General features: G+C 32.0%; 10 protein-coding genes. 4 read left to right on the top strand and 6 right to left on the bottom strand.

The genetic code is table 11. The features are described from left to right. Nucleotides 1-7 precede the first annotated feature (7 nt). On the top strand, nt 8-964 hold the full coding sequence (locus tag IPO86_02705; protein ID MBK9727007.1) for a M48 family metalloprotease: 957 nt from the start codon (nt 8-10) through the stop codon (nt 962-964). An 82-nt stretch (nt 965-1,046) separates the two neighbouring features. Here the strand turns inward: IPO86_02705 and IPO86_02700 are convergent, their stop codons facing one another. After that, nucleotides 1,047-1,949 (bottom strand): prohibitin family protein, encoded by a 903-nt coding sequence (locus IPO86_02700; protein ID MBK9727006.1) that lies wholly within the window; start codon nt 1,947-1,949, stop codon nt 1,047-1,049. A gap of 156 nt (nt 1,950-2,105) precedes the next feature. Here IPO86_02700 and IPO86_02695 point away from each other — a divergent pair, with 156 nt between their 5' ends. From IPO86_02695 to IPO86_02685, 3 genes are all read left to right on the top strand, one after another. Further along, a complete protein-coding gene (locus tag IPO86_02695) occupies nt 2,106-3,221 on the top strand; it encodes a glycosyltransferase family 4 protein (protein MBK9727005.1) in 1,116 nt (371 codons plus the stop codon). Nucleotides 3,222-3,365: 144 nt separating this feature from the next. Continuing rightward, on the top strand, nt 3,366-5,423 hold the full coding sequence (locus tag IPO86_02690; protein ID MBK9727004.1) for a T9SS type A sorting domain-containing protein: 2,058 nt from the start codon (nt 3,366-3,368) through the stop codon (nt 5,421-5,423). A gap of 588 nt (nt 5,424-6,011) precedes the next feature. Continuing rightward, a complete protein-coding gene (locus IPO86_02685) occupies nt 6,012-8,069 on the top strand; it encodes a T9SS type A sorting domain-containing protein (protein MBK9727003.1) in 2,058 nt (685 codons plus the stop codon). Between the two features lie 109 nt (nt 8,070-8,178). On the opposite strand, the gene IPO86_02680 is transcribed toward IPO86_02685, so the two are convergent. The 5 genes from IPO86_02680 to IPO86_02660 all read right to left on the bottom strand — a co-directional run bounded on the left by IPO86_02680 (nt 8,179) and on the right by IPO86_02660 (nt 12,914). Then, a complete protein-coding gene (locus IPO86_02680; GenBank protein MBK9727002.1) occupies nt 8,179-8,715 on the bottom strand; it encodes an RNA polymerase sigma factor in 537 nt (178 codons plus the stop codon). Nucleotides 8,716-8,890: 175 nt separating this feature from the next. Beyond that, the gene (locus IPO86_02675) at nt 8,891-9,994 is read right to left on the bottom strand and encodes an LptF/LptG family permease (protein MBK9727001.1); all 1,104 of its coding nucleotides are present in this window, start codon (nt 9,992-9,994) and stop codon (nt 8,891-8,893) included. Next, nucleotides 9,994-11,130: a tRNA guanosine(34) transglycosylase Tgt gene (gene tgt / locus IPO86_02670; protein MBK9727000.1), complete on the bottom strand. Its 1,137-nt coding sequence runs from the start codon at nt 11,128-11,130 to the stop codon at nt 9,994-9,996. The genes IPO86_02675 and tgt overlap by 1 nt, the downstream gene beginning before the upstream one ends. Continuing rightward, nucleotides 11,131-12,519, bottom strand: a complete 1,389-nt coding sequence (gene rodA, locus IPO86_02665) for a rod shape-determining protein RodA (GenBank protein MBK9726999.1) — start codon at nt 12,517-12,519, stop codon at nt 11,131-11,133. A 5-nt stretch (nt 12,520-12,524) separates the two neighbouring features. Further along, a complete protein-coding gene (locus IPO86_02660) occupies nt 12,525-12,914 on the bottom strand; it encodes a hypothetical protein (GenBank protein MBK9726998.1) in 390 nt (129 codons plus the stop codon). Nucleotides 12,915-12,917 lie beyond the last annotated feature (3 nt).

Below are 12,917 nucleotides of genomic sequence, written 5' to 3'. Positions count from 1 at the left end.
CGTACTCATGAATAATAAAATATTGATTTTTGGAATTATTGCGCTCCTTACGCTTTCTTGTAAAACTTTAAAAGATGGATGGGATAATTTAAATCTGTTTCCAGTAAGTCAGGATGTAGAATTAGGCAAACAAGTGTATGATGAAATAAATGCAAATCAAATAGAGTTTCCGAAAGTACCAGAAACCGGCAATGAAGAACTTTATAGCTATATAAATGGCATCGTTCAAAAAATTTTGAATTCTGGAAAAGTTGAATATTCAAAAGATTTTGCCTGGAAGATTACCTTAATTAATGATATTAAGACACAAAATGCTTTTGCTACGCCAGGTGGTTATATATTTGTTTATACCGGACTCATTAAATTTCTCGATTCTGAAGATCAACTTGCAGGTGTATTGGGACATGAAATTGCACATGCATCCAAAAGACATAGTACAAAACAATTGACAAAATCATTGGGTTTACAAGTTCTTGCGGATGCAGCACTTGGGAAACAAGAAACCGTAAAACAGGTGGCTACGGCGCTTATATCTTTAAGTTTTAGCAGAGCACATGAAACGCAGGCAGATTCAATGTCTGTAATTTATTTATGTCCAACGGATTATAATGCAAACGGAGCATCCGCTTTTTTTAAAAAGATAAAAGACCAACCAACACCTCCTTCATGGCTTAGTACCCATCCAAATCCAAGTAATCGCATTGAAAATATAGATAGCAAACACAAGGCCTTAAATTGTGCTGGTAAATCTTCTTATGTTAGCCAGTATAATAAGATTAAACTTTTGTTAGATAAAATTATTCCACCGCCTCCGAAAGTAGATAATAAAAAAACTTTACCGAATACAAATTCTAATAAAAAAACCAACCCGGAAAAAGATAAAATGAATAAACCGGTTCCATCTCAGAATAAAGGAACTGAAGGTCAGAATAAAAAAATTGAGAAACCTGGTGGAGGAAAGTAAAAAATTATAATAATTCAGGAGTTATACACATTAAAAAAATTATTGTTTTCTCCTGTTTTATTTATTCTACTTCAAAGCACTCCTAATTTTTTCCATCTAAAATCACCGGCGTGTTTTTATCCATAACAATGATTTTTGAATTGGCAGAATTCGCTAAACCCTGATATGTTTTAATCCACTCATATTGTAACTGTTTATCTGTCAAAGTAGCATTAATGATTCTTTGATAATCAGCAATTCCTTGAGCCTCCACGCGTTTTCTTTCTGCTTCTTGTTTTTCTTTTTGTAAAACAAATGTCATTTTTTGGGCTTCTTGTTCTGCTTGAATCTTTTCTTCTATAGTACCTCTTACAGCTTGTGGCAATGTAATATTCCGAACAAGCAACTGTTCAAGTTGTAAGCCTCTGATATCAAAATCATGCTCTATACTTTTATAAATTTTTTGTTGAAACTCATCCCGTTTTGTTGAAAACATTTCAATGGCCTGATAATAAACTGCATTATCCCGAATTTTGGTCCTTGAAATGGGTCTCACAATTTTATCTACATAGTCAATACCTATTTCCTGGACAATTCTAGGAGCTTCATCTTCTTTTAAACGAAACAATACCGTCAAATCTATGACTACTTCTAATCCATCAGAGGTTAATACCCGGATTGCATCATCTCCTGTTTGAGTTCCTTCATCATGTACCCCACTCATCGTGTAATTTTGGGTTCTGGTATCCATTCGAATAACATTTACCAAAGGATTTATTAGATGTAATCCGCTTTTTAAAATATCGGACTGGACCTTTCCAAACATCTTTTTAACGCCAATTTTACCTGCATCTATTTCGATTACACTGGATAATAAAAAGCCTGCTATTATAAGTCCGGCCCCAGCAATCCTTGCAATTCGGTTAAATTTTGTTAAGCCTGTCTCCTGATTTCTCACCAGAAAACTAATGAAAAGTAAAATAATTCCAAATGTAATTAAAGTCATATTCTTTTAGTTTTGTTCATTTATCTAACACGAAGTTAATCAATTGAGTTCCATAAATCAAAAATGTTCTAAATAGACAGCAAATCTTGTCAAAATACCAATAGCTTGCAGCAATCATTTACCTTTATCCATTATTTAGTTTCAATAAAATAAAATTTGAAAATCGGAATCAATGCACGCTTCTTATTAAAATCGAATCTGGAAGGAATCGGTTGGTATTCTTATCAGATTTTACAAACTTTAGTAAAAAATCATCCTGAACACGAATATATATTTTTCTTCGACCGTCCCTACGATCCGGATTTTGTATTTAATAAATCCGTAACACCCATTGTTTTGTTTCCTCCGGCAAGACATCCAATTTTATGGTACCTGTGGTTTGAATTTGCAATTCCAAAGGCATTAAAAAAACATAAGGTAGATCTATTCTTAAGTTTGGATGGGTTTGCATCTTTATCTACAAAAGTGCCTCAATATGTCGTGGTACATGATCTTGCTTATATCCATTTTCCAAATCATATACCCTTTTTTGTAAGAAAATATTATCAAAAATTTGTGCCCAGGCAAATTGAAATTGCAAAGCATCTATTTGCTGTTTCAAAAGCAACTAAAGAGGATATTGTTGCTCAATTTAAAATTCCTGAAAATAAAATTAGTATTGCATATAATGGTGTTAGATCTGAATTTAAACCAATAAATATGGAAGACAGCATCAATATAAAACATAAATATTCGAATGGTAAAAATTACTTCTTGTATGTTGGCGCAATCCACCCGAGGAAGAATATTGTCAACTTAGTAAAAGCATTTAATCTTTTCAAAAAAAGTTCAGGATCTGATTTTATTTTAATGATTGTGGGTAGAAAAGCCTGGCAATTCGAAAATGTTGAAATTGAAATAAATCAAAGTCTTTATAAAGAGGATATTTTATTGTATCCTTATATGGAAACTAAAACACTTGCAGATATTACCGCTTCTTGTTTTGCTGCAATAAATCCATCCTTTTTAGAAGGATTTGGTGTTCCAATTCTGGAAGCTCTGTATTGTGATGTACCGGTCTTGGTTTCAAACCAATTTTCGTTACCAGAAATAGCAGGACCCGGAGCATATACCTTTGATCCAACATGTATTGATCAAATTTCTGATTCGATGAACTTTGTGATCAATGATCCTAATAGAAATCAAAAAATCAATTTATCTAAAATCCATAGAACGCTTTTCTCCTGGGAAAAAACTACAGAAGCTATCTATAATCAATTTATTTCTTTTTGAAAAACTCATAAAATTAATTTTTTATATTGATAATTAGTAATATATATATTATATATATTTATATGTGTTAAAGTCCTATTAGTTTAAGTCTTCTAACAAAATAAGATTTCTTTATTAACTATTTTTGCTTTCTAATCTATTTTTATGAAAACACTTTTACCAATTTTAATTTCACTATTTAGTTTTGTTTTATTAGATGCCCAGTATTATTATTTACCTTTTTCAAAAATTGGTAAAAATCCTGGTAGTTTAAATCAAGACAACGAATATCCACAAAATGCCGGATTACCTTCAGGATGGACAACCATCTTAACCGGACCACAAGCATCCGGAAACTGGTCAGCTACCTTTGCAATTCCATTTAAGTTTTATTTAAATGGAGCCTTAGTTAAAAATTATAAAGCTTCTACAAGCGGACTGGTAACCTTTAATACCAAACTTTCCGCTAGAATTGATTCTAATAATTTTGTGATACCAACATCCCGGATTCCAGATAGCACAATTTGTATTTGGGGTTTGCGGGCGGTAAAAGGTAGTTTTATCGTAATTAAAACTTTTGGAACAACACCAAATCGACAACTCTGGATTTCTTTTAATGCATTTAATGAACATAATTTAAAAGCCGGAGCAATTTATGCATCGGTTGTATTAGAAGAAACGTCAAATAAAATTTATATCGTAGATCAAAGAACACAATGTCTTTCTAATGGACTTGAATGTTCGGATAAAACAAATCTTACATTAGGTATACAAATTGATTCTACCTATGCAATTATGGTAAATGGATCACCTGATTATCAAAGTGACAATTTAAATAATGCGTCTCCTGATGATAATAGCTACTTTGAGTTTGTGCCCGGAACACAAGCAGCATTAGATGTTTCTGGGATACGACATGATTTTAAAAAATATTATTTACGTAGCGATTTTCCTCAAAATATAAAAGGAACTTTTAGAAATACTGGTAGCTCAACCATTCATAAAATTACGTATAATTATTCTGTAAATAATGGACCCGTTTTTTCAAAAGAAATTACAGGAATTAATGTTACTTCTTCCAATGATATTCAATTTACACATCCGGAACCTTTGGTAATTAATTCGAAAGGATCTTATTTAGTTAAATCCTGGATAAGTCAGATTAACGATAATGTTTCTGGCACACCTGGAGATGACACCATCCGATCTCAAATCTTTGTAAACGACACCACCGTTGCACGTAAGCTTTTACATGAAACCTTTAATTCGTCCACTTCAGCAGCTTGTAAATTAGGAAACGAAACACTTCATTCCGTTTTAAATAATCACCCTGGTTTATGGACAGAAATAAGTTATCCTTTTAATCAAATGAGCGGTGGAGACCCATATTATACTGTAGAATCTGGTACCAGAGCTACCTATTATAATGGAATACAAACAATTCCAAGTACCTTAATAGATGGTCGAATAAACCTTAATCCAACAGCTTATAATTCACCCATTTTTATTGAAAATCAATCTATTCCTGCTTTTTATACAATACAACCATCAGGTACCATAAAAGGCCAGAAAATAGACCTTTCCATTGTAATCCAAACACTTGAACCCGTGAATGCAGCTACTAAATTATTTATAGCAATTGCAGAAAAAACCACGAAGAATAATATAAAATCAAATGGGGAGACAATCTTTTATCATGTCCTGAAAAAATTTATTCCAGATGCAACCGGAACGCTCGTTGGAGAAATTCCTGCTGCATCCAATAAAACTTTTAATTTTAGTTGGACGGTTCCTGGAGCCTATAGATTACCCATTGATGGTAGAACTGCAAATATTATTAACCTTGCAACAGAACACAGTATTGAAGACTTTTCAAATCTTGAAATAATTGCTTGGCTACAAGATAGTAATCGCACCATTTTACAATCTAATTTTGCAGATCTTACATATCTTGTTTCTAATGATAATCCAGTTGCAAATAAAAAGATTACGGTGTATCCAAATCCTGCAACAGATTATTTATTTATTGATTTATCTTCTTTTAATTTACAACAAAATTTAAAGATCCTGATTTCTGACATAAAAGGTAACTTGGTCTATGCAGATAAAACAAATTTAAATGCATTGTTTGTCAATAGCTCAACATGGGCGCCTGGAGTTTATTATATACATATTGTTGGAAACAATCAGGAAGGACATCATAAATTTATGCTTGTTAAATAGTTTTTACAACATATCTGAGGATATTCGATTTTAGGATATACATTATGGTATAATTTTCAGGCTTAATTAGGATTTAATCTTTTTGCGATTCTAAAATTAGAATCTAAAAACCCTTTGATTTAACGATAGCAGCATTTTGCATTTTAGTGGCTTCATTTTTTTATTTTTATAAAGCTAAAATTGTCATTCGAAAAATGGATTCATTTTTCATTTCCAATTAAAGTAGATAGCATTCTTGGTGTCTACTTAATTTAGGGTCTGGATTCATTTTGTTTGTTCGTCTCCCGGTTTTAATACAAAGACTTTCTTGTTTTATTGAAAAATTGGATCCCTTTTGAGCATTTAAAAATGCAAAGGATCAATCGTTCAAAAGCGCTCCTTAAGAACACCCTATTTTATCTGCAACATAGAATTCTATTTCAATGCCAGGGCCGGTAATTAAAATACCATAAAAAATATTTATATAATATTGTAATTCTGGATGTTTTATATTAAACAAATTTGTGATTTGTTAAACATTGAAATTATATTTGTTGAATTCTGTATTGAATCGGATTTTTATTATGTTTGTAAACAAATTTATTCAAAATGAAACAACTTTACCTTTTATTATTTTTTATGACAAGCTTTCAATTGTTGGAAGCTCAATACTATTATTTGCCATACTTAAAAGTTGGTAAAAATCCAGGCGGCATTAACGTAGATAATGAATATCCTCCTGGCGGCGGTCTGCCAACTGGTTGGGCAACCATCCTAACGGGTCCGCAAGCATCTGGTGTGTGGTCTGCTGTTCAGACGATTCCGTTTAAATTTTATTTTAACGGAGCATTAGTGACTCGTTGCAAAGCTTCAACGAGTGGTCTAGTTACATTTAATTCAAAAACTACCATGAAAGTAGATTCGAATAATGTTGCTTTACCTACTTCTTTAATTCCCGACAGTACCGTTTGCATTTGGGGACTCCGCGCAGCGAGTGGAGATTACATTGTTACAAAAACTTTTGGAAAAGCACCAAACAGACAATATTGGATTTCTTTTAATTCCTTTGGAGAACAAAACCTTAAAGCAGGATGGATATACGCATCTGTGGTTTTGGAAGAAACAACAAATAAGATATTTATTGTTGATCAAAGAACCCAATGTGTATTAAGTGGGGCTGTTTGTATGGATAAAACAAATCTGACACTAGGTGTACAAGTGGACTCAACCTATGCCGTAATGGTGGATGGATCTCCTGATTATAAAAGTGATAATTTAAATAATTTCACACCAGAAGATAACAGTTATTTTGAATTTATTCAAGGAACCCAGGCAACAGAAGATATTCTTGGATTAAATCATGATTTTAAAAAGTATTATTTAGTTAAAGAGTTTCCAATTTCTGTAGTTGGAAACTTTAGAAATACCGGTACTGAGAATATTTCAAAAATTACCTACAATTATAGTGTTGATAATGGACCTGTTTATACACAGGAAATTACCGGACAAAATGCAGCGCCATTATCTGATTTCCAGATTACACATCCAGATCTTTGGACTGTTAATAGTAAAGGAAGCTATACTGTTAAATCCTGGATTAGTTTAGTGAATGATAAACCTTCATCAACTGTTTCTGATGACACGATTCGCTCTGTTGTCAATGTAAATGATACTTCAATAACAAGAAAATTGCTACATGAAAATTTTACATCTTCTACTTGTCCACCTTGTAAACCTGGAAATGAAACACTACACGGTGTTTTAAATAATTATCCAGATTTATGGACGGAATTAAATTATCATTTTTATTTTCCTGGTACAGGGGATCCTTATTACACCGCAGAATGTGCAACAAGAAGTACTTATTATGGCGGGATAAATGCAATCCCTGCAACACTTGTCGATGGCAGAACAAATATTAATCCAAACGGATATACTGCACAAACGTTTGTTGAAAATCAGGAAATTCCAGCTTTCTATCAAATTATTCCAAGTGGCACTGTAAATGGTCAAAAAATAGATGTACGTGTTGAAATTAAAAACATTGCACCGGTTTCTGCTACTACAAAATTATATGTAGCAATTGCTGAAAAATTAACCGTAAAAAATGTCAAAACAAATGGTGAAGTTGATTTCCCACATGTACTTAAAAAATTAATACCTGATGCTGCTGGAACCTTAGTAGGCATTGTTCCTGCGGAATCAAATAAAACAATTAATTTAAGTTGGACTGCGCCAGGCTCCTATAGATTGCCATTAGATGCTCAAGCAGCGAATATAATTAATCTTGCTACAGAAAACAGTATAGAAGATTTTGCTAATCTTGAAGTTATTGCCTGGTTACAGGAAAGTGACAGAACTGTACTTCAGTCAAATTCAGCTGATTTGACTTTTATTGTCGCCAATAATGATCCGGTTTTAAAAAGAGAAATTCTTGTAAGTCCAAATCCGGCAAGTGATTTTTTCTTTATTAACCTGTCTGCTTTCGATCTTACACAAGATTTAAAAATACTTATCTCTGATGCAAATGGTAAATTAATTTATACTGATAAAACATCTTTAAAGTCTATGTTTATTAATTCATCAACTTGGAATCCGGGATTCTATAATATAAAAGTTATCGGTAAAAATCAAGAAGCAAATAATAAAATTATTATTCTTGAATAAGGAATTGAAATAAAGCAGTTTTGTTTTTTTAAAAACAGGATTCGAAATAAAAAAGCACGCTTGAAACAAATTTCAAACGTGCTTTTTTATTTTTAAATAAGATACTTACTTAGTTTTCCAAGGCTACAATTTCTTCATAAATTGCATAATGAGAACTAATCATATTCTTTAAAGCTTTCCGAGCGAAAAAGATTCTGCTTTTAACAGTACCCAATGGTAATTTTAATTCATCTGCAATTTCCTGATATTTGTATCCATGATAATATCTTACAAATGGTATTTTCAAACTATCATCTAGACTGTCTACCATTTCATTTAGTTCTTTCATCATGATATCTGAATCCGCTCTATTTAAAACAGAATTATTCAAAGAATTCAGGTAATATTGATTATCACTATGATCATTAATAACTCCACCTTTAACTTTCCGACGATAATTATTAATAAAAATATTTTTCATGATTGTAATCAACCATGCTTTAAAGTTCGTACCCGGTTGAAATTTATCTTTATTTGATAATGCTCTAAATGCGGTTTCCTGACAAAGATCTTTTGCATCCTCGGAATCCTTGGTTAAGCTATAGGCAAAATTTTGAAGGGTCTGTGTCTGCCTATCTAACAAATTATAAAACTCTAATGTAGACATACCTAATTTTTTGTCAAATTTATTATTTTGTTTAAACATTTTCAAGTTTTGATTAAACAAAACTTGTTAAGAAAATGATAAATTTTTAAACGATTTCACAATTTGCTGATTTACAGTACATTTAAATGTTTGTCGAATTATAAATTCATTCAATTAAAAATGAAAGTATCCCTGATTATTGTTGTGCTTTTTCTAAAAAGTAGCCACCTATCACTAGAAAAACCAAATTTGGTAACCAAATGGCAAATACTGGAGGCATTAAATCATTATTTGCAAAGGTTAAAGACATTTTTGATAGAAAGATGTAGATTACGCCTAAAATAACCCCAGCAGCTAAATGTAAACCCATTCCCCCTCGTACTTTTCGACTCGCAATACAAGCACCAATAAATGTTAGGATAAGTGTTGTAAAAGGATCTGCAGTCCGCCTTTGTCGTTCTACTTCATATAACTTACTCAAGCCAGAACCTTTTTCTCTCTCCCGATCAATAAAATAGGACAATTCGGTAGTTGTCATCATATCTTTCTGATTAGAAATAAATACAAAATCTTTTGGATTCATATTTATAGCGGTGTCAAGCTGCTCTCCATTCTGAATCAGGATGCTTTCTGTACTATCAGAAAAACTTCGAATCTCTATATCCTTTAAAGTCCAAATGTTTGGCTCTTGCTTCCATTTTACAGTTCTGGCTCTCAAAATTTGGACGATTTTTTCTCCTTCAAATTTTTCCATCTGAAAATCAATCCCACTGCTATCACTGCTTTGATAATATCTTAAATACGCTCCCACATTGGGTGCAACAAATAAATGAACATTTCTATCGCGCGCTTTAATATTTCCAGGTCTAATATATTTATTATCAAAATCTCTGAGAATTTTATTCGACTTTGGAACAAAAATATGATTTCCAACAAGATGCAAGGCCGTAAACAACAAACCTGCCATTAAAAACGGCTTTAATATTCTTTTAAACGATACGCCGGAACTAAATATTGGAATGATTTCGGTTTGTCCAGCCATTCTGGAAGTAAAAAATATAACGGTTATTAACGCATATAAAGGAAATAATAGGGAGTTAATCCATGGAAGAAAATTTATGTAATACATTGAAAAAACTTCCCAGAAACTTAATCCCTTTGAAATAAATTTATCAATTCGCTCGCTCAGATCAAATACTACAGATATTAATGAAAATAAAAACATGATAAAAAAAAATGTTCTCACATATTTTCCAATGATATATCTATCTAATATTTTAATCCGCAAATAATCTTTCACTATATTTTTTTACTAATAACAGGTAGTATGTTTTCTTTCCAATTAAAAAATGTATTCTGTAATATTTGTTTTCTAGCTTCTTCAACAAGCCACATAAAAAATCTTAAATTTTGTAAACTAGCCAATTGAGATGCTAAAATTTCTTTAGCCAGAAACAAATGTCGAAGATACGACTTACTATGTTGTTGGCTTGATCCAAGATCTAAGGCTTCATCAATTGGGGAAAAATCTTCTTTCCATTTCAAATTCTTTATATTAATAATACCTTGAGTGGTATATAATACTCCGTGTCTGGCATTCCTTGTTGGAAGGACACAATCAAATAAATCAATTCCTCGCTCAATGCAATTAAGTATATTCTGTGGCGTTCCTACTCCCATTAAATATCGTGCACTTTCGGTGGGAAGTGCGCCGCAAGAAATTCTTACTAATTCATTTAATTCTGATTCCGGTTCTCCTACAGACAAACCACCAATTGCATAGATCGGATTTGAATACCGGGTTATAAAATCAATGGACTCCAATCTGAGATCTTCATAAATTGATCCTTGACAAATAGGTACGAAACACTGTTGATGTCCATAGTTTGAATTCGTTTTCTCAAAATGTTGTATTCCTTTTTCCAACCAATCATGCGTAATGACTAAAGACTTTTTAGTGTACACTCGATCTGATGGATAGGGTGGACATTCATCCAATGCCATCATGATATCAGAGCCCAGGATTCGTTGAATGTCGACTACTTTTTCTGGGGTAAAAAGATGTTTAGAACCATCTAGATGTGAATTAAACAGGACTCCTTCCTTTTTTATTTTTCTGGTAGAACTTAAGGAAAACACCTGATATCCTCCACTATCTGTTAATATTGGTTTATGCCAATTCATAAAAGAATGCAAACCACCAGCATGTTCTATTACATCCATACCAGGTCTTAAATAAAGGTGATATGTGTTACCGAGAATTATCTGTGCCTTGATAGCGCTTGATAATTCTTGTTGATGCACGGCTTTAACCGTTGCAGAGGTTCCAACAGGCATAAAGATCGGTGTTTCAATGGCCCCATGATCCGTTGATAAAACTCCGGCTCGGGCCTTAGATTGATTATCGGTATGTAATAATTTAAACGAAACACTCATCTATCCTTTCCTTTTCATTCTTAATAATACACCCAACATAAGGGAAAAACCAATCAGTGCCGATCCCCCTTTACTAATAAAAGGAAGTGGAATTCCTATAATTGGAACCAGTCCCATCGTCATTCCAATATTAATTAATACATGAATGAAAAATAAACCGGCCACGCAAATTGCAAAATTTGAAAAAAACTTTTTCTCAGAATGTTCACTCATCAAAACAATTCTGAAAATCAAAACAAAAAATAAAACGATCACTGTTAAAGAACCTATAAATCCTTGTTCTTCGCCAATCGAACTAAAAATAAAATCGGTCGATTGTTCAGGTACAAATTTTAATTTAGTCATGTTTCCATTCAAATAACCTCTTCCCATAAAACCACCTGCTCCAATTGCTACTTTAGATTGTAAAATATTATATAAGGATCCGCGAGGATCGCATTCAGCCGGCTTTAACCAAACTTTTATACGCTCTTGCTGATGGGGTTCTAGTGTATTAAAGAAATTAATTGTTGTATAACTAAACAAACTTAAGATAGCGATTCCAAAAAGTAAGAGTAAGCTGACTCGCTCTGCTTTTGATTTCCAAACATAAATTAATGAAATAATTAATAATGAAATCGCAGCAAGGATAACTTGATAAATTGGAAAATAAAAATTTGCAACGATTAAACCAATAAATACCAATGCAAAAATTAACCATTGAAATCTAAAATGCTTAAAATAGATCCAACTGATTAAAATGGCTAATAAAATCAAGCCGAGTAAAACATAAGATATTGGAAACAGGAAAGAAAAAATAAATATTGTAAATAACAGGATAAACACTAAATAATAAAATTCATTAAGTCCTTCTAAAAATAATAAAAGAAAAAAAGAAAAAAAAGTAATTGCTGAGCCTGCATCTGGTTGTAATAAAATTAATAATACAGGAGCAAAAATGATAGCAAATGAAATCAGTTGATAATTAAAAAACTTTAAATCTGTTTTAAAATAAGTTAAGTAAGAAGATAATGCAAGTGCGGTTCCAAATTTCGCTATTTCTGAGGGTTGGAATGAAAATCCACCTATATTAAACCATGCTTTGGCTCCTTTAATTTCTGTACCAAATATCAAAACCAACAATAATAATAATAAACCGAGTCCATAAATAATATATGCAAACGTATGCCAAAATTTATCATCAACCCATTGTGATAAACCAAATACCAACAATGCTATAAAAATATAAACAGACTGTTTCGTAATGGGTACTGATAAATCAAAGATATCCCGATTTATATTTTGTGAGTACGTAACAGAATAAATTGAAAGCCAACCAATAATTAATAAACTAAAGTAAATACCTGTAGTGATCCAGTCAAAATTGTTTGCATGTTGTTGCCGAATCATGCGAACTAAAATTCTTCGTAAGAAATTTTATTATCAACAGACAAAAATGCATTTGGAAATTTCTTTTTTATTGTTTCAAGTGTGTATGTTGCTTCTGCCCTGGATACAAAGGCTCCCGCTTTCAAATAATAATAAGGTTCTTTATATTCCCATCGAGTATGGTGGCTAAACTGTTGTTGAAAGTTTGTTTTAGTTTGTTCCATTAGTCTTCTATCCGTCGTAGTTATCACCGTAATTCTCCATCCGGAAATATGTGTAATGGCCCTATTAATTCTTAAATAATGGTCCATAATTTTACTCACTTTAGGATCCTCATGAATTTGAATGCTTTGCTGTGAGTATGCAGAAAGTTTGCAAACAATCAATAAAAACAAGACGCCTAAAATTTGTTTCATTTT

It is taken from the genome of Saprospiraceae bacterium (assembly GCA_016717265.1).
Lineage (GTDB): Bacteria > Bacteroidota > Bacteroidia > Chitinophagales > Saprospiraceae > Vicinibacter.
Note: the sequence above shows the minus strand (reverse complement) of the source record. Positions and strands in the feature narration are given on the sequence as shown.

What these genes read in the sequence shown, in the direction of transcription:
- IPO86_02705 (MBK9727007.1), top strand. Translation starts at nt 8, where the DNA reads ATGAATAATAAAATATTGATTTTTGGAATTATTGCGCTCCTTACGCTT.
- IPO86_02700 (MBK9727006.1), bottom strand. Translation starts at nt 1,949, where the DNA reads ATGACTTTAATTACATTTGGAATTATTTTACTTTTCATTAGTTTTCTG.
- IPO86_02690 (MBK9727004.1), top strand. Translation starts at nt 3,366, where the DNA reads ATGAAAACACTTTTACCAATTTTAATTTCACTATTTAGTTTTGTTTTA.
- IPO86_02685 (MBK9727003.1), top strand. Translation starts at nt 6,012, where the DNA reads ATGAAACAACTTTACCTTTTATTATTTTTTATGACAAGCTTTCAATTG.
- IPO86_02680 (MBK9727002.1), bottom strand. Translation starts at nt 8,715, where the DNA reads ATGTCTACATTAGAGTTTTATAATTTGTTAGATAGGCAGACACAGACC.
- tgt (MBK9727000.1), bottom strand. Translation starts at nt 11,130, where the DNA reads ATGAGTGTTTCGTTTAAATTATTACATACCGATAATCAATCTAAGGCC.
- rodA (MBK9726999.1), bottom strand. Translation starts at nt 12,519, where the DNA reads ATGATTCGGCAACAACATGCAAACAATTTTGACTGGATCACTACAGGT.
- IPO86_02660 (MBK9726998.1), bottom strand. Translation starts at nt 12,914, where the DNA reads ATGAAACAAATTTTAGGCGTCTTGTTTTTATTGATTGTTTGCAAACTT.